This window comes from Stenotrophomonas maltophilia (assembly GCF_900186865.1).
Lineage (GTDB): Bacteria > Pseudomonadota > Gammaproteobacteria > Xanthomonadales > Xanthomonadaceae > Stenotrophomonas > Stenotrophomonas maltophilia.
The window spans coordinates 4,796,660-4,818,397 of the sequence record NZ_LT906480.1; the positions used below are offsets into that span (position 1 = coordinate 4,796,660).

Sequence of the window (21,738 nt, forward strand, 5' to 3'; positions counted from 1 at the left end):
CCCCTCCCCGCCCCTCTCTAGCGCCAGCCCATGGGCGCGAAGGCTTCGAGCTTGGCATCCCAGAACGATACGGCGCCCGCCCTGCGCGTGCGCGACCTGCGCAAGACCTACGACAACGGCACCCAGGCCCTGAAGGGGGTTTCCCTGGAAGTGGCCCCGGGCGACTTCTTCGCCCTGCTCGGCCCCAATGGCGCCGGCAAGTCGACCCTGATCGGCATCATCAGCTCCCTGGTCAACCTCAGCGAGGGCCAGGTGGAAGTGTTCGGCAGCGACCTGGTGCGCAACCGCAGCGCCACCATGCGCCTGATCGGGCTGGTGCCTCAGGAAATCAACTTCAACCTGTTCGAGAAGCCCTTCGACATCCTGGTGAACTACGCCGGCTTCTATGGCGTACCGCGCGAGGAAGCCGAGCAGCGCGCCGAAGAGGAACTGAAGCGCGCGCACCTGTGGGAAAAGGCACAGGTAATGAGCCGCACGCTTTCCGGCGGCATGAAGCGCCGGCTGATGATCGCCCGCGCGATGATGACCCGCCCGCGCCTGCTGATCCTGGACGAGCCGACCGCCGGCGTGGACATCGAGATCCGCCGCGACATGTGGCGCGTGCTGAAGGAGATCAATGCCGCAGGCACCACGATCATCCTTACCACGCACTACCTGGAAGAAGCCGAGTACCTGTGCCGCCACCTGGCGATCATCAACCATGGCCAGATCGTCGAGCAGGGGCCGATGCGCACCTTGCTGGCCAAGCTGGACGTGGAGGGCTTCCTGCTGGACATCGACGGTGACCTGCCGGCACAGCTGCCGGTGATCGAAGGTGCGACGCTGACCGCGCCGGACCCGCACACGCTGGACATCGACATGCCGCGCGCAATGGACCTCAACCGCGTGTTCGCCACGCTCAACGAGGCCGGTATCCGCGTGCGTTCGATGCGTACCAAGAGCAACCGCCTGGAGGAGCTGTTCGTGCGCCTCACCGGCAACCTGGAGAAGCCTGCATGAGCACCACCGAGCTGACCGACGGCCAGCGCAACCGCATCGCGCTGATGACCATCGTGCGCCGCGAAGTCGCCCGCATCATGCGCATCTGGGGCCAGACCCTGGTGCCACCGGCGATCACCATGACCCTGTACTTCCTGATCTTCGGCAACCTGATCGGGTCGCGCGTGGGTGACATGGGCGGCTACACCTACATGCAGTTCATCGTGCCGGGCCTGGTGATGATGAGCGTGATCCAGAACAGCTACGGCAACATCAGTTCCTCGTTCTTTGGCGCCAAGTTCGGCCGCCACGTGGAAGAACTGCTGGTCAGCCCGATGCCGAACTGGGTGATCCTGTGGGGCTACGTGGCCGGCGCCGTGCTGCGCGGCCTGATGGTGGGCGTGATCGTGCTGATCATCGCGATGTTCTTCACCCCGGTGCGCATCCCGCACCCGCTGGTGATGCTGACCACGGTGATCCTGGGCGCGACGATCTTCTCGCTGGCCGGCTTCATCAACGCGGTGTATGCGAAGAAGTTCGATGACGTGGCGATCGTGCCGACCTTCATCCTGACCCCGCTGACCTACCTGGGTGGCGTGTTCTATTCGGTGAAGCTGCTGCCGAGCTGGGCCGAAGCGGCCACGCACGCCAACCCGATCTTCTACATGGTCAACGCCTTCCGCTATGGCCTGCTGGGCAGCAGCGATGTACCGCTGCCGGTGGCCTACGGCCTGATGATCGGTTTCGTGGTGGTGCTGACGGCGTTGGCGCTGTGGCTGCTGCGTCGCGGCGTGGGCATGCGCAGCTGAGTTTTGCCTGCAGGGCCTGCGGCCCTGCACCCGCCGAATCAACGGCAACGGCAACGGCAAAAGCTGACTATCCGGGGGATGGCGGGGTGGGTCCGGTTGCGGGGGACGCCGTAAACCCATCCTGGGGGCTTGGCCGCGGCATCCATGCCGCAGACACCCCCGCAACCGGACCCACCCCGCCTTCGACAGATTCCTGCGATCTGCCGGGGAGTCGTTCTGCGCTGCTGTTGGTAGGTGTCGACCTTGGTCGACACGATGGATCCAAGCCATTCGTGGATGACGCGTTCCAAGCCGATGCTCGGCTCTTTTCGTTCGGGATTGCGGCTAGGCTGTGGCGATGAAGATCACTTCCATTCCATTGGACAAGGCCGTGTCGGACGGCCCCATCGATGCCTTCAGCCATGCGTTGCTGGGCGATTCGCCCACGCTGGATGAGGTGCTGGAATACCTGGCCTCGCGGCACGCGGCTGATCCCCGGTATCGCTACCTGTGCACGCTCGATGATGTCGGCCAATGCCGCTACACCAGCATGCATGCGTCCGACGACGCGCGCGTCGCGCTGTACGAGGACGAAGATCCGGAAACCCCCGAAGATGCATTGGCGGCACGCGAGCGGTTGCTGGCGCATGTGGTCGCGCAGCTCGAGCATTCCTCTCATCGGCTGGAATGGAGCGCGCTGCCGGGCACGCTGATGTGCAGCGACGAGGACATCGAGGCGCTGGTCGCCGCCAATGCAACGCCGGACCTCATCGTCGACGAGGTGGTCTGCGTGCAACAGGTGCCGGTGGACCGCGATGACCTGCTGATCGCCGCCCTGCCCAACGGTTACTTCAGCGCGGACTGGGACATCTTCCAGAATCACGCCCTGATCCGGCACCTGCAGGAGCACCATGGCTACCGCCTGTTCGGGCTTGGCGCATCGTGGCTCGGCTTCCAGCGCGACAGCGCGCCGTCGCCTGCACAGGCAAATGCGTTGGTCGCGGACCTGCAGCGCGTCTACGCGGCCGGAACGCATGACACGTGGTCAAAACTGGCTGCAACCCTGGCCACCCGCACCACACTGCTGTTGGGCTACACCGAAGACTTCAGCGAACAACTGCCCTGAGCACCGCTCTACACGAGCGAGCGCAGCGAGCGACCCGCCTCCGCTCCTGATCTGTTTTCCGTGGTGGCCGCACCCGGAAACTGTCAGGGGTCGTGTGCGATGGGCTCGCGGGGGTATCCGCGCCATGCATGGCTCGGCTAAGCCCCCAGGGGTGAGGGCGCTTTGCTTGCGAAGCATTGCTTCGCAAGCGCCCGAACGCACAGCCGCCAGCGGCTGGGCCGGACCGCGGAGCGGGGTTCACGGCGTCCCCCGCGAACCCATCGCACACGACCCAGCTCATGAAACCAACTGCGCGAACCACCACGAGGGGCTCCGCCGTTGGCCGCAATCTCCGGCACAATCGCAGATCTGATTCCCCAGAAAGCGGTGAACGTGCAATGCGCGTCCTGATCCTCGGCGCCGGCGGTACCGGCGGTTACTTCGGTGGTCGCCTGGCCCAGGCCGGCGTGGACGTGACCTTCCTCGTGCGCCCCGCGCGCGCCGCCCAGCTGGACCGCGATGGCCTGGTCATCCGCAGCCCGCTCGGCGATGCCAGCTTCCCGGTGCAGCACGTCACCGCCGATGCGCTGCCCGCATTGGCCGCGCAGAAGCCGTTCGATCTGGTCATCCTCAGCTGCAAGGCCTACGACCTCGACAGCTCGATCGACGCCATTGCTCCAGCCGTGGGCGCGAACACCACCGTGCTGCCGATCCTCAACGGCCTGCACCACTACAACGCGCTGGACCTGCGCTTCGGCCGCGACGCCGTGCTCGGCGGCCTGTGCTTCATCAGCGCCACCAAGGCCCCCGACGGTGCGGTGCTGCACCTGGGCAAGCCGGCCAAGCTCACCTTCGGCGAACGCGATGGGGGCGCGGCGTCCGCACGCGTGCGTGCCTTCGCCGCTGCCTGCGCGCAGGCCCATCTTGATCACCTGGCGAGCGAACACATCGGCCAGGAACAGTGGATCAAGTACACCTTCCTGACCGCGCTGGCCGCTGCTACCTGCCTGCTTCGCGCGGATATCGGCACCATCGTCGCCACCGATGATGGCGAGGCGATCGTGCGCGGCCTGTACGACGAATGCCTGGCCGTGGCCGAAGCTGCCGGTGAGCCGATTCCCGATGCCGCGCAGGACACCGCACGCGGCACCCTCACCCAGGCGGGCTCGGCACTGAAGGCGTCGATGCTGCGGGATCTGGAAGCCGGCCAGCAGGTAGAGGCCGAACAGATCGTCGGCGACATGCTGGCGCGTGCACGCAAGGCCGATCAGGAAGCCCTGCTGCTGCAGGTCGCCTACAGCAGCCTGCAGGCCTACCAGGCACTGCGCGGCGCGTGAGCCTCCCGTTGCAGGCCGGCGCGCTGCCTATGCGGGTGCTGATCCTCGGTATGGGCTGGAGCGGATGCGTGCTGGCCCCGCATCTGCAGGCGCGGGGGGTGCACGTCGTCGGCACGGTGCGTAACCCCTCGTCGGCGCCGGACGATGGCCTGCTGCGGCATCAGCTGCACGCTGACTCCCCACCGTCGCCCGCCCTGCTCGATGAGGTCGCGCAGGCCGAGGCCGTGCTGTGCAGCGTGCCGCCAGATGCCGCGGGCGACCCGGCACTGCGCCTGCTGCTGCCGGCTCTGCGGGCCAGCCCGGCACTGCGCTGGGTGGGCTATCTGTCGTCCACGTCGGTGTATGCCGATCGGGCCGGCGGCTGGGTTGACGAGCACAGCGCAGCCGATGCCACCGAAGCAGCCGGCGTGCAGCGCCTGCGTGCCGAAGCGCAATGGCGTGCGCTTGCAGAGGTACGTGGCATCGCTTGGGCGGTGTTCCGCCTGCCCGGCCTGTACGGGCCGGGGCGCAATGCGTTGCTGCAGCTGTCACAGGGCCGTGCCCGCCATGTGATTCGGCCGGGCCTGGCGTTCAACCGCCTGCACGTAGAGGATCTTGCGGCAGTGATCGTCGCGGCGATGCAGCGACCGGTTGCGCAGGGGATATACCTGCCCAGCGATGACGAGCCGGCACCACCGCAGGATGTGCTGGCCTTCGCCGCGAAGCTGGGCGGGTTTGCGATGCCACCTGCCGTGGCATGGGACGACCCTGCACTCAGCCCGACGCTACGCCGCTTCTACGAGAGCAACAAGCGCATCGACAGTCGTGGCACGCGTGAAGCGCTGGCGTGGCAGCCGCGCTTCCCCAGCTACCGTGAGGGCCTGCGCGACCTGCTCCGGTAGTGCCGGCCGCTGGCCGGCACCACGGTTGATTGCCGGCCAGCGACCGGCACTCCCATCAACCCGCGTCGGGCAGGCGGAAGAACGCACGCGTCGCCGCAGTCGCATTGGCCGCCGTCACTGCAACGTCCTCGCCACGGTCACGCGCCAGTTCTTCCACGATGTGCAAGAGGAACATCGGTTCGTTGCGGCGGTCCTTCGGCATCGGCTTCAGCGTGCGTGGCAACAGGTAGGGCGCATCGGTCTCGATCATCAGGCGGTTGGCCGGGATGTTCTTCACCAGTTCGCGCAGGTGCGCGCCACGGCGCTCGTCGCACAGCCAGCCGGTGATGCCGATGTACCAGTCCTGGTCCAGGTAATCGAACAGCTCATCGCGTTCGCCGGTGAAGCAATGCACCACCGCCGGGCCGATGCGGCCTTCGAAGTTCTTCATCTGTGCCATGAAATCGGCGTGTGCATCGCGCTGGTGCAGGAACAGGGGCTTGCCGTTGTCTGCCGCCAGCTGCAGCTGGCGCTCGAAGGCACGGTGCTGCGCCGGGCGCGGCGAGAAATCACGGAAGTAGTCCAGCCCGCACTCACCCACCGCCACCACTTCCGGGTGATCATGCAGTGCGCGCATCTCGGCATCACATTCCTCGGTGTACTCCACCGCATGATGCGGGTGCACGCCGGCGGTGGCATACAGGAAGCCCGGGTGCTGCTGCGCCAGCTGCACGGCCAGCGGCGAGTGCTCGCGGCTGGCACCGGTGATGACCATCTGCACCACGCCGGCCTGCCGTGCGCGGTCCAGCACGGCGTCGCGGTCGCGGTCGAAGGAGTCGTGGGTCAGGTTGGCGCCGATATCGATCAGGTGCATGGTCATCGCGGGGGAAAAGTGCCCGCGCATTGTACCTGCGGCCGCCATGGCCCCTTATCCTTTGCCCATGAATGCCCCGCTCTTCCCGATTTCCCCGCTGCTGCCGCAGATCCAGCAGCACCTGGCCGTGCAGCCACGGCTGGTGCTGGAAGCCCCGCCCGGCGCCGGCAAGACCACCCAGGTACCACTGGCCCTGCTCGAAGCGCCATGGCTGCAAGGCCGGAAAATCATCCTGCTGGAGCCGCGCCGGGTCGCCGCACGCAGCGCCGCGCTGTTCATGGCACGGCAGCTGGGCGAAGAGGTCGGCGGCACGGTCGGCTACCGCATCCGCTTCGAGAACAAGGTCTCGGCACGCACCCGCATTGAAGTCGTCACCGAAGGCATCCTGACCCGCATGCTGCAGGACGACCCGATGCTGGAAGAGGTCGGTGCGATCCTGTTCGACGAATTCCACGAGCGCCATCTCAGCGGTGACCTCGGCCTGGCGCTGGCGCTGGACGTGCAGGCGCAGCTGCGCGATGACCTGCGCCTGGTAGTGATGTCGGCCACGCTGGATGGCGAGCGCCTGGCACGCTTCCTCGATGCGCCGCGGCTGAGCAGCGAGGGCCGCAGCTACCCGGTGACGGTCAGCCATTTCCCGGCGCGCCGCGATGAGACGCTGGAACTGCAGGTGCGCCGCGCGGTGCAGCAGGCCCTGGCCGATCACCCCGGTGACCTGCTGGTGTTCCTGCCCGGCCAGCGCGAGATCGCGCGGGTGCAGGCTGGCCTGCAGGAATCGCTGGATGCCGGCGTCGAAGTACAGGCCCTGCATGGTGAGCTGCCGGTGGAACAGCAGGCGCGCGTGCTGCAGGCCGCCAGCGATGGCCGCCGCCGCGTGGTGCTGGCCACCAACGTGGCCGAGTCGTCGGTGACCCTGCCCGGCGTGCGCGTGGTGATCGACAGCGGCCAGGCACGCGAACCGCGCTACGACCCCAACAGCGGCTTCACCCGGCTGGACGTGGTGTCCATCGCCCAGGCGTCGGCCGACCAGCGCGCCGGTCGCGCCGGTCGCGTGGCCGAAGGCGTGGCCTGGCGGCTGTGGCCGCAGTCGCAGCGATTGGAGCCGCAGCGCCGCGCCGAGATCGACCAGGTGGAACTGGCCGGACTGGCACTGGAACTGGCCGCCTGGGGCAGCAGCGACCTGCGCTTCCTCGATGCGCCACCTGCCGGCCCGATGGGCGCCGCCCGCGAACTGCTGCAGCGGTTGGGCGCATTGTCCAGCAGTGGTGCGATCACCGCACTCGGCCGCCGCATACTGGCGCTGGGTACGCACCCACGGATGGCGGCGATGCTGCTGGCCGCGCCCGATGCACGTTCGCAGGCGCTGGCCGCCGATCTGGCCGCGCTGCTGGAAGCGCGCGATCCGCTGCGCCAGGGCGGTGACGCGCTGGCGAGCCGCTGGCGCGCACTGGCCGCGTTCCGCAATGGCCGCACACCGGGCGATGCCAACCGCAGCGGGCTGGCCGCCATCGATGCCGCCGCCAAGCAGTGGCGTCGCCGCCTGCGCTGCGAAGCCACGCCGCCGGCCAGCATCGAGGCCCATGAGCTGGGCGACCTGCTCGCTCACGCCTTCCCTGATCGGATCGGCTTCCAGCATCCCAGCGATCCACTGCGTTACCTGCTGGCCAATGGGCGCAGCGCGCGCCTGCACGAGCTGAGCGACCTGCGTGGCGAACCGTGGCTGGTGGCCAGCGAGCTTCGCTTTGAGGCACGCGATGCGCTGCTGCTGCGTGCCGCACCGGTGGACGAAGGCCAGCTGCGCAGGGCGTGGCCGGAGCGCTTCGTCACCGAAGACGTGGTGCGCTGGGACAGCGAGCGCCGCGCCCTGGTGGCCCTGCGCGAGACCCGTTTCGACCGGATCGTGTTGGACAGCCGCTCGGCCGGCCGGGTCGATCCGCAGCACGCCGCGCAGGCGCTGACCGATGCGGTGGCCGAGCTCGGCCTGCAGGCGCTGCCGTGGACCGAAGGCCTGCGCCAGTGGCAGGCACGGGTGGAATCGCTGCGCCGCTGGATGCCCGAGCTCGGCCTGCCCGACTGCAGCGACGACGCCCTGCTGGCCAACCGTGCGCAGTGGCTGCAGCCCGCGTTCGCCGGCAAGACGCGACTGGATGCGCTGGACGAATCCAGCTTTGGCGAAGCGCTGAAATCGCCACTGGAGTGGTCACAACGGCAGCTGGTCGAGCGTCATGCGCCGACCCGCATTACCGTGCCGTCCGGACTGGAGCGGCCGATCACCTATGCGCTGGACAGCGAGAGCGGCGATCCGCTGCCGCCGGTGCTGGCGGTGAAGCTGCAGGAACTGTTCGGCCTGGCCGACACGCCGCGCATCGCCGATGGCCGCGTGCCGCTGACCCTGCACCTGCTTTCCCCCGGTGGCCGCCCGCTGCAGGTCACCCAGGACCTGCGCAACTTCTGGGAAAGCACCTACGCCGAAGTGAAAAAGGAGATGAAGGGCCGTTACCCGCGCCACCCATGGCCGGATGATCCGTGGACGGCGACGGCCACGCACCGGGCCAAGCCGCGCGGAACCTGAAGGGCGGGGTCGGATCCCATTGCATCGCGATGGGCTCTGACCCCAGGCGTGGCGCTGGGGTCAGAGCCGTTTCCCAACGGAAAGGGATCCGACCCACCCTGCCTGATCCTGAATGGCTACGCTAAAGTCACACCGCCTGCGTCCCCGACTGACATACCGTTTACGGGCAACACGCGACACTGGACTTCGACCCGAGGCAAAGGACCCCCGCATGAGCAAGCTGACTGTAATCACCGACCGCGCTCTGGAGCGCGCCCTGGAGCTGGCCCACACCGCCGGCGATGGCCTGAAGAGCGCCGGTGGCAGCCTGCGCAACGCGGACTGGATCAAGACCGGCGCAGCCCTCGGCGCAGTGAAGACCGGCGGCAAGGTCGCCACCAAGTTCGCCCGCCGCAACCCGGCCGTGACCATTGCCGCGGCTGCCGTCGGCGTCGGCCTGCTCGGCTATGCGCTGTACCGCAAGCAGCAGAAGAAGAAGGCTGCCAATGGCCACGTGGTGAATGGGCAGGCGCAGCGCATCAACGCACGCGACCGCCGCAACGACACCGTGGTGGACGAGCACAGCGATATCGGCAGCGACGCCTGAGTGTGACCGACCGGGTCAGAGCCCTTCCTGCGGAAGGGATCTGACCCCGAGCCGGGGCCGGATGCCGCGAGGTATCCGGCCCTTTCTGTTTCAACCGATCTGCCGCCACTGCCCCGGCTGCAGGTCGTCCAGACGATAGGGCCCCATCGCCACCCGCACCAGCCGCAGCGTTGGCAGGTTCACTGCGGCGGTCATGCGCCGCACCTGGCGGTTGCGCCCCTCGCGGATCGTGATCGCCAGCCAGCTGTCAGGCACGGTCTTGCGGAAACGCACCGGCGGATCGCGCGTCCACAGCGACGGCGCCGGATCGAGGCGCTCGATCTTCGCCGGCAGGGTCGGCCCGTCGTTGAGCACCACGCCGTCGCGCAGCTGTTGCAGCTGCTCTTCGCTGGGCGTGCCTTCCACCTGCACCCAGTAGGTCTTGTCGGCCTTGTGCCTGGGGTCGGTGAGCTTGTGCGCCAGCGTACCGTTATCCGTCAGCAGCAGCAGGCCTTCGCTGTCATGGTCCAGGCGACCGGCGGCATACACGCGCGGCGGCAGGCCGAACCCGGCCAGGGTCGGCCGCGGCGGTACGCTGCGGTCGGTGAACTGGCAGAGCACGTTGAAGGGCTTGTTGAAGGCGATCAGCATTGCGGGCACGGCAGTCGGCGGGTGGGGCATTGTCCCATTCCCGCATCGCCGCCGCGATCACCACTCAGCCGAAGACCTTCCTTTCCATCAACAGCGCAACGAGCACCACCACGGCGCCGCACGTTGCGGCAGCGTTGGCGCGATACCGTAGCCGCGCTACCGGTGGGCAGGCCCTGCGCGCACGTTCGTCCCACAGGCAGCCCACGAGCAGCACCGCAAAACCTGCCGCCGCCACGAGATCATGCACGTGACCCGCATGGAACACGAAGTTATACAACCGCGGCAGCGCCATCAATGCGAAGGCGAAGTACAGCACTTTCTTCAACAGCACACTCCATTGGTGGCAGCGCCGGGCATTGCCCGGCCGCTACCCATTCCGCCCAACACCGCGCTGCGCGCTCACCAGGCACGGCCCGGCGCCCCGCTTTACGGCTTGATGAAGCGCAGGGTCATGCGGTCGCTTTCGCCGATCGCCTGGTACTTCGCATCGTCGGCCTTGTCGTGCTGGTTGGTCGGCGGCAGCGTCCACACGCCGTTCGGGTGGTCCTTGGTGTCACGCGGGTTGGCATTGACCTCGCTGCGCGCGTCCAACCTGAAGCCGGCGGCCTCGGCCATCGCGATCACCTGCTGCTGGCCGACATAGCCGGTGTCATCGTCGTCGGCCACGTCCGCCTTGGCGCGGTGCTCGACCACGCCCAGCACGCCGCCCGGCTTGAGCACGTTGAAGAAGCCCTGGAACATGCCCTGCGCCTGGCCGGCCTTGCGCCAGTTGTGCACGTTGCGGAAGGTCAGCACCACATCGGCTGAACCGGCCGGGCCGAACACCGGCTTGGCCGGATCGTAGGCCACCACGGCAGTCTTGCCGAACTGTGCCGGTGCAGCGGCGTACTTCTTTTCCAGGCTGTCGCGGCTGCGCTGCTGGTAGTCACGGCCGCGGCCTTCGGGCACCGCCATCGGATCGACCACCGCAGCAACGTAGTGGCCCTTGTCGTGCAGCAGCGGCGCCAGGATCTCCGAGTACCAGCCGTTGCCGGGGGTGATCTCGATGACGGTCTTTTCCGGCGTCACTTTGAAGAACGACAGCGTCTGCGCCGGGTGGCGGAAGCCGTCGCGCTTGACGTTGTTGGCATCACGGGTGGGTGCCTTCACCGCCGCGTCGATGGCCGGCGACACCTGGATCTTCGCCGGCGCCACCGTGGCCGGTGCGGCGAACGCGGGAACAGCGGCAAACAGGGCCGAAGCAAGCAGCAGGCGGCAACCACGCAGGGACGAAGCAGGCATCATCGGAGCGACTCCAGCGGAAGATGCGGCGAGACTAGCAGCCGCGGTGTCCCAGGTGTTCACAAAACGTTAGCTGCGTGCGTATCGCGGAACACTGTTTTGTGGTCGCCGCCGCAGCACGGTCACACTACGCGTTTTATTCTGGAGCACTTCCCCCAAGGAGTCCGTGCCCATGACGGCAACCCGCGAACTGGGCCGTTCCGGCCTGCATGTACGTCCGCTCGCCTTCGGTGGCAACGTGTTCGGCTGGAGCGCCGATGAGAAGGCCAGCTTCGCCCTGCTCGATGCCTTCTTCGACGCCGGCTTCAACCTGGTCGACACCGCCGATGTGTATTCGGCCTGGGTGCCGGGCAATGCCGGCGGCGAATCGGAGACGCTGATCGGCAAGTGGTTTGCCCGCAGCGGCAAGCGCGACAAGGTGGTGCTGGCGACCAAGGTGGCCAAGTGGGCCGAACGCCCCGGCCTGACCCCGGACAACATCAATGCGGCGGTCGAGGATTCGCTGCGCCGCCTGCAGACCGACGTGATCGATCTGTACCAGGCCCACGAGGATGACGAGTCGACGCCGCTGGAAGCGACCCTGGCTGCATTCGGCCGGTTGATCGAAGCTGGCAAGGTGCGTGCGATCGGTGCTTCCAACTACAGCGCCACGCGCCTGGCCGATGCGCTGAAGGTGTCCACCGACTACAAGCTGCCGCGTTACGAAACCCTGCAGCCGGAGTACAACCTGTATGACCGCGCCGGCTACGAAAAGGAACTGGAACCGCTGGTGCAGCGCGAACAGATCGGCGTGATCGGCTACTACGCGCTGGCCAGTGGCTTCCTCAGCGGCAAGTACCGCACGCCGGCCGATGCGGCCAAGAGCCCGGCGCGTGGCGAGAACGTCGTGAAGCGCTATCTGAATCCGCGTGGCCTGCGCATCCTGCAGGCACTGGATGACGTGGCCAGCAAGCACAACGCCAGTGCCGCGCAGATCGCGCTGGCATGGCAGATCGCACGGCCGTCGATCACCGCGCCGATCGTCAGCGCCACCAGCGTCGAGCAGCTGCACGATCTGCTGGCGGCGGCCAACGTGTCGCTGAGCGTGCACGATGTCGCGCAGCTGGATGCCGCCAGCGCGGAAGCGTGAGGGCCGGTAGTGCCGGCCGCTGGCCGGCATTGCACACATACCGCAGAAAATAATTGAACAAAATGGTTGCGCACGACTAAATCGTGGTTTATCGTGCGCACCTCGTTTCAACAACCACTGGAAACTTCCCTTGAACGCGCATTCCGTCGCCATCGCCAAACTGCTGCCATGCCTGCGCATGGACGGGCCGGCGCGCGCGTTCGGCAAGGAAGACCAGCTGACAACGGCCTGATACCCGCCCTGCGGAGATCGGCCACCCCGATCTCCGAGGCCTGACGACGCCCTCGGAACGCAAGTCCCGGGGGCGTTTTCGCTTGCGTCGACACAAGGACCCGCGATGCCAGAACTGCACCCCGCGCGGCGACCCGCCGCTCACTGACCCAGGCTTTTCCCGCCCCGCCGAAGGATTTACTTCGCGCGACTGGCAGCGCCTGGACATTATCTGCATCGCATCAGAACATTATCGCTCGCCGATAATGTCGGTGGCCTGCACCCTCGATTATCCAACGGTCCCGTTTCAACCACGGGCTGGTGCGCGCGGCGTTGCCGTGGCGTATGCCGGAGGTCGCGGACATGCCATCGCCTGGATCGCCTGCTGGAGGCAGGCACCGGTTCGCCGGTACGCGGTTCGATTCCGCGCGGTCCCCAACTGGATAGCTCAGCTTGGTCAGAGCAACGGATCCGTAATCCGTCTGTCGTGGGTTCGATTCCCACTCCAAACCACATGACCTGTCACGTCATGACTTGAAGCAACACCCGGAGCGCAAGCCCCAGCGGCCATCGTCGCCGTCCACCGACATCGCCTTCGGGCAGGAACGTGGAAGGCAACGGACCGCACGCCGGGCCCCGGCCCGCCGCCACTGCCAGCCACGTTCCGCACCGGTGCTGCCTGCCGGGAACGACGATGGCAGCACTGCCGGCGCATCGAAGGCTCCGCGCGCGGACCGTCCGCCGATGGCCGCCCTCTTCCGCTGCCTGCACGTGATGTGCAGGCAGCCTCGCCACGACCGGATCGACCCGGGTCATGGCGATTCATCCGCAACGGGTCGAACCACCAGAGCCATACAAGGAGAGACTCCCATGTTCTGGACCATCAAGGTCGTGATCGGCGACGGCGAGCGCGGCCTGGTGTATCGCAACCGTCGTTTCCAGCAGATCCTGCTGCCGGGCGTGCACCGCCTGTCGCCGTTCGGCGGCCGGCCGCACGTGGACATCCACACTGCATCGAAGGGCGCGGCCTACACTGGCAGCGACCAGGACAGCCTGATCGAAGCGCTGGGCGCACAGCTGGACACGCACTTCGTGCTGGCCAACGTCGGCGCCAGCGAGGTCGGCCTGTTGCTGCGCAACGGCCGCATCGATGAAGTGCTGCCGCCGGGCAGCCGCCGTCTGTACTGGCGCGGTTCGGTCGATACCCAGGTGCAGGTAATGGCGTTGGGTGACGAGCCGCGCATTCCGGCGGACGTGCAGCAGCGGCTGGGCCAGCTGGGCGTGCTGCCGCGTGTGGCGGTGATCAGCACGGTGCCGAGCGAGTCGGTCGGCCTGCTGTTCATCGATGGCACGCTGCGGCAGACGCTGGACGCCGGCCTGCACGCGTTCTGGAACTTCAACGGCAACGTGTCGGTGGAGCGTGTGGAACTGCGTGCACGTTCACTGGACGTGTCCGGCCAGGAACTGCTCAGCCGCGACAAGGTGACCCTGCGGGTGAACCTCGCCGCGACCGTGCAGGTGGTCGACCCGGTGCGTGCGCACCGCACGCTCAGCAATGCCGATGAGTTCGTCTACCGGCAGCTGCAGTTCGGCCTGCGCCAGGCAATTGCCGCGCGCAGCCTGGACGAGCTGCTGGGTGACAAGGCGGCACTGGACGGCGAGATCGCTGCGCATGTGCAGGCGGCGATCGAAGGCCACGGCGTGCGCTTGCTCGGCGTCGGCATCAAGGACGTGATCCTGCCGGGCGAGATGAAGGAGATCCTCAACGGCGTGGTGCTGGCCGAAAAGCAGGCCCAGGCCAGCGTGATCCGTCGCCGCGAGGAGGCCAACGCCACGCGTTCGCAGCTCAACACCGCAAAGCTGATCGAGGACAACCCGGTGCTGATGCGCTTGAAGGAGCTGGAGGCACTGGAGAAGGTCACCGAGAAGATCGACACGCTCACCGTGTTCGGCGGCCTGGATGGCGTGCTGAAGCAGCTGGTTACGATCAGGTAGGGGGTAGCGGTGGCGCAGGGACGCGCCGCCGGCCCATCAAGGACAATAAAGAAGACATGGACACTCAACAGAACTATCAATGGCTGCATGCCGAGGGCACCACGCCGATCAAGGGCTGGGTCAACGGTGTGCCGCTGGAAGCGCAGGCGCATGAGCAGCTGCGCAACATCGCTGCGATCCCGTTCGTCGGGCCGTGGGTGGCCGTGATGCCGGACGTGCACCTGGGCAAGGGCGCGACCGTAGGCTCGGTGATCCCGACCCGCGGGGCGATCATCCCGGCCGCGGTCGGCGTCGACATCGGCTGCGGCATGGCGGCGGTGCGTACCACGCTGCGCGCCGATGACCTGCCCGATGACCTGCGGCAGCTGCGCAACAGCATCGAGCGCAGCATCCCGGTCGGCAATGGCCGTGGCGGCGAGCATCACCGCATGCCCGACAGCATCCACACCCGGCTGGTGCAGTCCGGGCTGGCCGCCGGCCTGGAGAAGATCAAGGACAAGCACCGCCGCATCCGCACCGACAAGCTGGACCGCCAGCTGGGTACGCTGGGCGGCGGCAATCACTTCATCGAACTGTGCCTGGACGAGACGGACACGGTGTGGGTGATGCTGCACAGCGGCTCACGCGGTACCGGCAACCTGATCGGCACCTACTTCATCGAGAAGGCGCGCGAGGAACTGGCCCGGCGCGTGCTGGGCTTCCACCTGCCGGACAAGGACCTGGCGTTCTTCATGGAAGGCGAGCCGCTGTTCGATGACTACGTCGAAGCGGTGTCGTGGGCGCAGGACTACGCCCGGCAGAACCGCGAGGCGATGATGTCGCGCGTGCTGGCCGAGATGCGCCACCGGCTGCCGAAGTTCCAGCTGGCGGCGATGGCGGTGAACTGCCACCACAACTACGTGCAGAAGGAGACGCACCACGGCCAGGAGTTGCTGGTGACGCGCAAGGGCGCGGTCAGCGCGCGTGAGGGCGAGCTGGGCATCATTCCCGGCAGCATGGGCACGCGCAGCTACATCGTGCGCGGCAAGGGCAACGCGGACAGCTTCCACAGCTGCAGCCACGGCGCCGGCCGGGTGATGAACCGTGGCACGGCGCGCCAGCAGATCACGCTGGCCCAGCACCGCGAGGCCACCGCGCATGTGGAATGCCGCAAGGACAGCGGCGTGCTGGACGAGTCACCGGCCGCGTACAAGTCGATCGACGATGTGATGGCCGCGCAGCTCGACCTCGTCGACGTGGTGCACACGCTGCGCCAGGTGCTGTGCGTGAAGGGGTAATGGAGCGGTGCCGACCAAGGTCGGCCTCTACCAGAGCAACACGTCGCGTCGGGGGTCAGATCCCTTTCTGCGAAAGGGATCTGACCCCGGCACATTCAGCGCGGCACGCTGTCCTCGGCCACCAGCGCATGGTGCACGCCGATGCCCGCGCGCACGCCTTCGGCCATGGCCAGGGTGATGTTGCCCACCGTGGTCGCATCGCCTGCGGCATACACGTTCGGCACCGAGGTCTGCTTCATCGCATCGACCTCGATCAGCACGCCCAGCGGGCTCTCGACCAACGTGCAGCCCAGCTGCTGCACCAATGGCGTGGCCATCGCCTGGGTGGCCGGCACGAACAACGCACGCTGGGCGATTCGGCGGCCGTCGGCCAGCTGCACTTCCAGCCAGGTCGGCTGGTCGCCCTGCACGCCCAGCACGGGTGACGTCTCGATCTGCACGCCGCGCTGCTGCATGGCGGCGCGCTCCTCATCCGTGATGTCCAGTCCCATGCTGAAGAACGTGACATTGCCCCAGTCCGCGAACAGCGGCGCCTTGCTGGCGGACATCGGATGACCACCAAGCAGGCCAATGGCACCACCACCCACTTCATAGCCATGACAGTACGGGCAGTGCAGCACGGTGCTGCCCCAGCGCTCGGCGAGGCCCGGCAACGCCGGCAACTGGTCGGCAATACCGCTGGCCAGCAGCAGCTTGCGCGCGGCCAGCACCTGGCCATCGGCGGTACGCACTTCCACGCCTTCGGCGCTGGCGGTGGCCTGCACGGCTTCGGCATGCACCCAACGCACCGTGGGGTAGTCCAGCAGCTGTTGGCGCGCCGTCTTCAGCAGCTCGGCGCCACTGATGCCATCCAGCCCGAGCACCCCGTGCGAATGACTGGCGAAACGGTTGCGCGGCGAACCGGCGTCGATGACGGTGACCGGGCGACGGGCACGGGCCAGGATCAGGCCGGCGGCAATGCCGGCATAGCTGCCGCCGACGATGAGCACGTCAGGATTCATGGTGACCTTCCAGGGAACGGTGATGGGCGAGATGGCGGGCGAAGTCGGCGCCGAGCTGGTCCAGCGTGGTCGCCTGCAGCCGCGCTTCGAGCAGGCGCTGCGCTTCGCGCGCCCCTTCGAGCAAGGCGCTGTTGACCAGCCGCTGGATCGGGCAGCCACCGCCGGAGTCGCGGGCGCCGACCTGGACCAGCGGTGGTGCGCCCACCGCCAGGTAGATGTCATGCAGGGTGATCGCCGCGGCATCGCGTGCCAGCAGGCTGCCGCCGCCGTGGCCGCGGGTGCTGCGCACCAGGCCAGCCTTGTGCAGCTGCGCCAGCAGGCGACGGATCACCACCGGATGCGTCGGCAGGCAGGACGCCAGCTGCTCGGACGTGCGCGGGGCGGCATGGCCGACCAGGTGCGCCATCACATGCAGGGCGTCGGACAGTGGATTCGCGGATTTCATGTAACAACGATAGTTACATTTAAATTCTCTGTCGAGGGTCTTCTTTCGTTCCATATGGACACATTTGTCCTATGAAACATCCCCTTCACATCACTAAACGAAACGGTAATGTGATGAGCGTGGCACTTCAGACGTGTGGGGACAGGTCGATACCGCATTGCCCCTTCCCGAGAGTCCCTTCCATGAAAGCGTCTGTCCGTGCTCCGCGCCTGCAGTCCAAGCTGCTCGGCGCGGTTTCCGTTGGTCTGGCCGTGGTCCTGCTGTGCGCATTGGCGGGCCTGGCCTCCGCCTGGTTGAAGTTGTCCACCGAGGTTCCACCCGAAGTCGCGCACAGCCGCGACGCCGAACGCCTGCAGCGCGAGTTCCGCGGCCAGGTGCAGGAATGGAAGAACGTGCTGCTGCGCGGCCACGACGACGCGCTGCGCCAGCGCCATCTGGACGCCTTTGACAGCGAGGGCCGCCTGGTCGAGCAGCTGGCCAGGGGCCTCGTAGCCAGCCCGGACATACGCACGCGCGAACTGGCACAGTCCTTCATCGGCCTGCACACGCAGCTGCAGAAGGACTACCACGCCGCCCTGCAGGCGTTTGCGGAAGCCGGCTACGATCCCGCCGCCGGCGACAATCTGGTGCGTGGCAAGGACCGCCCGGTGGCGACCGCACTGGATGCGCTGAGCACGCATGCCACGCAGGTGGCCGAAGCAACCGTAGCGGCGCGGTCGCAGCAGGCGCGGCAGACCCTGCTGCTGTGCGCGGCGCTGACCGTGCTGGCCGCCGTGTTGCTGCTGATGGGCCTGGCCTGGTGGCTGCGGCGCGCGGTGGTGCAGCCGGTGCTGGCGGTGGAAGCCGCTGCGCGTGCCGTGGCCGCCGGTGATCTGCAGCACGTGGTGCAGGTGCGCAGCCGCGACGAGATCGGTCGCCTCGCGCAGGCGATGCAGGCGGTGCAGTCCACGCTGCGCGGCGTACTGGACGCACAGGCGACGATGGCGCAGGCGCATGACGCCGGCACCATCAGCCATCGCATGGATGCCAGTGCGTTCCCGGGCGCGTTCGGCACCATGGTGGCCGACTGCAACACGCTGGTTGACGCGCACATCCAGGTGAAGATGCGCGCGATCTCGATCATGGGCCGCTATGCCGTCGGTGACCTCAGCCAGGACATGGAACGCCTGCCCGGCGAAAAGGCCGTGATCACCAACGCGTTGGATACGGCCAAGGCCAATCTCGGCATGATCAACGGCGAGATCCGCCGCCTGGCCGAAGCCGCCGCCGCCGGTGACTTCAGCCAGCGCGGCGACAGCGCACGCTTCGAGCATGATTTCCGCGCAATGGTCGACGGCTTGAACCGATTGATGCAGACCACCGAACTGAACCTCGGCGAGGTCTCCAGCATGCTGCGCGCGATTGCCGATGGCCGCCTCGGCGCGCGCATGCACGGTGATTTCCAGGGCGTGTTCGCGCGTATCGCCGGCGACGCGAACACCACCGCTACGCAGCTGGCAACCATCGTCACCGACATCAAGCACGCCTCCGGCAACATCCACACGGCGGCGGCGGAGATCGCCGCCGGCAACAACGATCTGTCGCGCCGTACCGAACAACAGGCCGCCAACCTGGAAGAGACGGCGGCATCGATGGAGGAACTGACCTCCACCGTGCGCCAGAACGCCGAGCATGCGCGCCAGGCCAACCAGCTGGCGATCGGCGCGCACACCGTTGCCTCTCACGGCGGCAGCGTGGTCGGCCAGGTGGTGACGACGATGGGCGCGATCGAAACCTCGTCGCGGCAGATCGCCGAGATCATCAGCGTGATCGACGGCATCGCCTTCCAGACCAACATCCTGGCGCTGAACGCCGCGGTGGAAGCGGCACGCGCCGGCGAGCAGGGCCGCGGCTTCGCGGTGGTTGCCAGCGAAGTGCGTACCCTGGCACAGCGTTCGGCGGCAGCCGCGAAGGAGATCAAGGCGTTGATCGAAGCGTCGGTGGAACAGGTCGGCCACGGTGCACGGCGCGTGCGCGAGGCCGGTGACACCATGGCCGAGATCGTGGCGTCGGTGCAGCGCGTCACCGACATCATGGCCGAGATCTCCGCCGCCTCGCAGGAGCAGAGCGCGGGCATCGAACAGGTCAGCCAGACCGTGATCCAGATGGACGGCACCACCCAGCAGAATGCCGCGCTGGTGGAGGAAGCCAGCGCCGCCGCACGCAGCCTGGAGCAGCAGGCGAACCGGTTGATCGACGCGGTGGATGTGTTCGACCTGTCGACCACCGCCGCAGCGAAGGACGCGCTGGCGCGCGCGGCCTGATTGATCCGGTTGCCGGCCAGCGGCCGGCACTACCCCGCGATGAACGGTAGTGCCGGCCGCTGGCCGGCAACCCCACCACGACCTCAGCGCAGGTAATCGCTCCGCGCCATCGCTTCACCCAGGTAATCCAGGAACGAGCTGATCCGCGCCGACACCGCCGTGTTGCGGTAATACACCGCGTGGATCGGCTGGTACACATCCAGCGTCTGCGTCGCCAGCACCGGCACCAGAGTGCCGGCGGCGCGGTCGCGGTCGGTCACGAAGTCGGACAGGCAGGTGATGCCCACGCCTTCCACCGCCAGTCGGCGTAGTGTTTCGCCGCTGGACACCGCGATATCCGGACGCACCCGCAGCAGGCCATCGACACCGCCCGGCAGCGGCCAGTGATTCAGCGATTCCGGTTCGTTGAAGCTGAGCAGCGTGTGCTGGCCCAGCGCGGCGACGCTGGCCGGTTCGCCGTGTGCCGCCAGGTAGGCCGGACTGGCCACCAGCCGCAGCTGGCAGCGACCCAACGGCCGCGCATGCAGGGTGGAGTCGGCCAGCGGCCCGATCCGGATCGCCAGGTCGGTGCGCCGTTCCAGCAGGTCGATGTAGCGCTCGGAGCTGTTCAACTCCAGCTGCACCTCCGGGTAGCGCGCGCGGTACCCGGCCACCAGCGGCGCGATCACGTGCAGCACGAACGGCATCGCCGCATCCACGCGCAGGCGCCCGGCCGGGCGCTCGCGGCGGGCGGCCATCTGTTCCTCGGCGGACTCCACCGCATCGATGATCGCCCGTGCATGGCGCAGGTAGGCCTCGCCCTCGGCGGTCAGGTGCAGGCGGCGCGTGGTACGGGTCAACAGGGTGGTGCCGAGCTTGTCTTCCAGCCGCCCCAGCGCCCGGCTCACGCCCGACGGCGTCTGCCCCAGCTGTTCGGCGGCAGCACTGATCGACCCGCTGTCGATCACCGCGAGGAAGGCCTGCATTTCATCGAGAGTGGTTTTCATGCCGCCATTATTGACTGGGCGGCAATAGTGATTGGCGTGAAGACCGGTTTTTCGGCAAAGGTGCGCCGCGCACACTGCGCGCCTTCCTTCCCTCCGGAGCCGGCCATGATCCGTGGCATTCCCCTCGCCCTGCTGGCGCTGACCCTCGGTGCCTTCGCCATCGGCACCACCGAGTTCGTCATCGTCGGCCTGATTCCCACCATTGCCGCCGACCTGCAGGTCAGCCTGCCCTCGGCCGGCCTGCTGGTCTCGCTGTATGCCCTCGGCGTGGCCATCGGTGCGCCGGTGCTGACCGCGCTCACCGGCCGCGTGCCGCGCAAGTCGCTGCTGGTGGCGCTGATGGTGCTGTTCACCCTCGGCAACGTCATCGCCTTCCTGGCGCCGGGCTACACCTCGCTGATCGTCGCCCGAATCCTCACCGGCCTCGCCCACGGTGTGTTCTTCTCGATCGGTTCGATCATCGCCACCGCGGTGGTGCCGAAGGAGAAGGCCGCCAGCGCGATCGCCATCATGTTCACCGGCCTCACCGTGGCGCTGGTGACCGGTGTGCCGCTGGGCACCTTCATCGGCCAGCACCTGGGCTGGCGCGCCACCTTCCTGGCGGTGGCCGCGCTGGGCCTGGTCGCCCTGCTCGGCGCGCTGCTGTTCGTGCCGCGCAGCGTGCCGCAGAGTGCGCCGGCCAGCTTCCGCCAGCAGCTGGCCGTACTCGCCCAACCCCGCCTGCTGCTGGTCTATGCGATGACCGCGCTGGGCTACGGCGGCACCTTCCTGGCCTTCACCTATCTGGCGCCGATCCTGCAGGACGTCACTGGTTTCTCGGCAAACGCAGTCAGCCTGGTGCTGCTGGTGTACGGCGTGTCGGTGGCGATCGGCAACCTGTGGGGCGGGCGCATGGCCGACCGCATGGGCCCGGTGCCCGCACTGAAGCGCATCTTCGCCCTGTTGGCCGTCGTGCTGTTCGTGCTCACCTTCACCGCCTACAACACCTGGCTGATGCTGCTGACGGTACTGGCACTGGGTGCGGTGGCGTTCGGCAACGTGCCCGGCCTGCAGGTGTATGTGGTCAAGCAGGCTCAGCGCTATGCGCCGCAGGCCACCGACGTGGCCTCGGGGCTGAACATCGCCGCCTTCAACATCGGTATCGCGCTGGGCGCCTCGCTCGGCGGCCTGGTGGTGGAGAACATCGGCCTGATGCACACGCCGTGGCTGGGCGCGCTGGTGGTGGTGGGCGCGTATGCATTGACCGTGCTCAGCGGCCGCCTGGACCGCCGCGACGGCATCGATGACCGCGCCGATGGCATCGCCGTGGCCGCGCATTGAGATAAGTCATGCCGTGCCGGCGCCCTGCCGGTACGGTGGTGCAATGCACCGTTGCCGGCAC

The 21,738-nt window shown here is 67.6% G+C and carries 19 protein-coding genes and 1 tRNA gene; 13 read left to right on the plus strand and 7 right to left on the minus strand.

Going from position 1 to position 21,738, the window contains the following annotated elements; translation table 11 throughout:
* Positions 1-30: 30 nt before the first annotated feature.
* From CKW06_RS22540 to CKW06_RS22560, 5 genes are all read left to right on the plus strand, one after another.
* Positions 31-999, plus strand: coding sequence for an ABC transporter ATP-binding protein (locus tag CKW06_RS22540; RefSeq protein WP_005411567.1), 969 nt, complete (start codon positions 31-33; stop codon positions 997-999).
* Entirely contained in the window at positions 996-1,787 is a 792-nt protein-coding gene (locus CKW06_RS22545; protein WP_024958209.1) for an ABC transporter permease, read from the plus strand. The genes CKW06_RS22540 and CKW06_RS22545 overlap by 4 nt, the downstream gene beginning before the upstream one ends.
* Before the next feature lie 337 nt (positions 1,788-2,124).
* A complete protein-coding gene (locus CKW06_RS22550) occupies positions 2,125-2,892 on the plus strand; it encodes a hypothetical protein (protein ID WP_024958530.1) in 768 nt (255 codons plus the stop codon).
* A 377-nt stretch (positions 2,893-3,269) separates the two neighbouring features.
* On the plus strand, positions 3,270-4,208 hold the full coding sequence (gene panE, locus CKW06_RS22555) for a 2-dehydropantoate 2-reductase (RefSeq protein ID WP_024958529.1): 939 nt from the start codon (positions 3,270-3,272) through the stop codon (positions 4,206-4,208).
* 29 nt (positions 4,209-4,237) lie between these two features.
* Positions 4,238-5,089 carry a Rossmann-fold NAD(P)-binding domain-containing protein gene (locus CKW06_RS22560; RefSeq protein WP_174522849.1) on the plus strand — a complete coding sequence of 284 codons (852 nt, stop codon included), beginning with the start codon at positions 4,238-4,240 and terminating at the stop codon, positions 5,087-5,089.
* 55 nt (positions 5,090-5,144) lie between these two features.
* Here the strand turns inward: CKW06_RS22560 and CKW06_RS22565 are convergent, their stop codons facing one another.
* Entirely contained in the window at positions 5,145-5,942 is a 798-nt protein-coding gene (locus CKW06_RS22565; RefSeq protein ID WP_024958527.1) for a TatD family hydrolase, read from the minus strand.
* 67 nt (positions 5,943-6,009) lie between these two features.
* Between CKW06_RS22565 and hrpB the strand changes: the two genes are divergently transcribed.
* Both hrpB and CKW06_RS22575 read left to right on the plus strand, forming a co-directional pair.
* Complete coding sequence (gene hrpB / locus CKW06_RS22570; RefSeq protein WP_024958526.1) at positions 6,010-8,514, plus strand: ATP-dependent helicase HrpB; 2,505 nt, start codon at positions 6,010-6,012, stop codon at positions 8,512-8,514.
* Positions 8,515-8,725: 211 nt separating this feature from the next.
* Complete coding sequence (locus tag CKW06_RS22575; RefSeq protein ID WP_005411574.1) at positions 8,726-9,100, plus strand: hypothetical protein; 375 nt, start codon at positions 8,726-8,728, stop codon at positions 9,098-9,100.
* Positions 9,101-9,190: 90 nt separating this feature from the next.
* Here CKW06_RS22575 and CKW06_RS22580 read toward each other — a convergent pair whose 3' ends face one another.
* The 3 genes from CKW06_RS22580 to CKW06_RS22590 all read right to left on the minus strand — a co-directional run bounded on the left by CKW06_RS22580 (position 9,191) and on the right by CKW06_RS22590 (position 11,014).
* Positions 9,191-9,730: a pseudouridine synthase gene (locus CKW06_RS22580; RefSeq protein WP_024958525.1), complete on the minus strand. Its 540-nt coding sequence runs from the start codon at positions 9,728-9,730 to the stop codon at positions 9,191-9,193.
* A 64-nt stretch (positions 9,731-9,794) separates the two neighbouring features.
* Positions 9,795-10,061, minus strand: a complete 267-nt coding sequence (locus CKW06_RS22585; RefSeq protein WP_231910838.1) for a hypothetical protein — start codon at positions 10,059-10,061, stop codon at positions 9,795-9,797.
* Between the two features lie 95 nt (positions 10,062-10,156).
* Positions 10,157-11,014 carry a class I SAM-dependent methyltransferase gene (locus CKW06_RS22590; protein WP_012481578.1) on the minus strand — a complete coding sequence of 286 codons (858 nt, stop codon included), beginning with the start codon at positions 11,012-11,014 and terminating at the stop codon, positions 10,157-10,159.
* Between the two features lie 169 nt (positions 11,015-11,183).
* Between CKW06_RS22590 and CKW06_RS22595 the strand changes: the two genes are divergently transcribed.
* The 4 genes from CKW06_RS22595 to CKW06_RS22610 all read left to right on the plus strand — a co-directional run bounded on the left by CKW06_RS22595 (position 11,184) and on the right by CKW06_RS22610 (position 15,622).
* On the plus strand, positions 11,184-12,140 hold the full coding sequence (locus CKW06_RS22595) for an aldo/keto reductase (RefSeq protein ID WP_024958523.1): 957 nt from the start codon (positions 11,184-11,186) through the stop codon (positions 12,138-12,140).
* A gap of 649 nt (positions 12,141-12,789) precedes the next feature.
* Positions 12,790-12,863: transfer RNA gene (locus CKW06_RS22600), tRNA-Thr, on the plus strand.
* Between the two features lie 357 nt (positions 12,864-13,220).
* The gene (locus CKW06_RS22605) at positions 13,221-14,345 is read left to right on the plus strand and encodes a slipin family protein (RefSeq protein WP_005411579.1); all 1,125 of its coding nucleotides are present in this window, start codon (positions 13,221-13,223) and stop codon (positions 14,343-14,345) included.
* Between the two features lie 56 nt (positions 14,346-14,401).
* Complete coding sequence (locus tag CKW06_RS22610) at positions 14,402-15,622, plus strand: RtcB family protein (protein WP_024958522.1); 1,221 nt, start codon at positions 14,402-14,404, stop codon at positions 15,620-15,622.
* Between the two features lie 95 nt (positions 15,623-15,717).
* Here CKW06_RS22610 and CKW06_RS22615 read toward each other — a convergent pair whose 3' ends face one another.
* Positions 15,718-16,623: an NAD(P)/FAD-dependent oxidoreductase gene (locus tag CKW06_RS22615; RefSeq protein ID WP_024958521.1), complete on the minus strand. Its 906-nt coding sequence runs from the start codon at positions 16,621-16,623 to the stop codon at positions 15,718-15,720.
* Complete coding sequence (locus CKW06_RS22620; RefSeq protein WP_024958520.1) at positions 16,613-17,068, minus strand: Rrf2 family transcriptional regulator; 456 nt, start codon at positions 17,066-17,068, stop codon at positions 16,613-16,615. The genes CKW06_RS22615 and CKW06_RS22620 overlap by 11 nt, the downstream gene beginning before the upstream one ends.
* A gap of 182 nt (positions 17,069-17,250) precedes the next feature.
* On the opposite strand from CKW06_RS22620, the gene CKW06_RS22625 reads away from it, so the two are divergent.
* The gene (locus CKW06_RS22625) at positions 17,251-19,371 is read left to right on the plus strand and encodes a methyl-accepting chemotaxis protein (RefSeq protein WP_024958519.1); all 2,121 of its coding nucleotides are present in this window, start codon (positions 17,251-17,253) and stop codon (positions 19,369-19,371) included.
* An 83-nt stretch (positions 19,372-19,454) separates the two neighbouring features.
* Here CKW06_RS22625 and CKW06_RS22630 read toward each other — a convergent pair whose 3' ends face one another.
* Entirely contained in the window at positions 19,455-20,357 is a 903-nt protein-coding gene (locus tag CKW06_RS22630; protein ID WP_024958518.1) for a LysR family transcriptional regulator, read from the minus strand.
* Between the two features lie 36 nt (positions 20,358-20,393).
* Between CKW06_RS22630 and CKW06_RS22635 the strand changes: the two genes are divergently transcribed.
* Positions 20,394-21,677, plus strand: a complete 1,284-nt coding sequence (locus CKW06_RS22635; protein WP_231910840.1) for an MFS transporter — start codon at positions 20,394-20,396, stop codon at positions 21,675-21,677.
* Positions 21,678-21,738 lie beyond the last annotated feature (61 nt).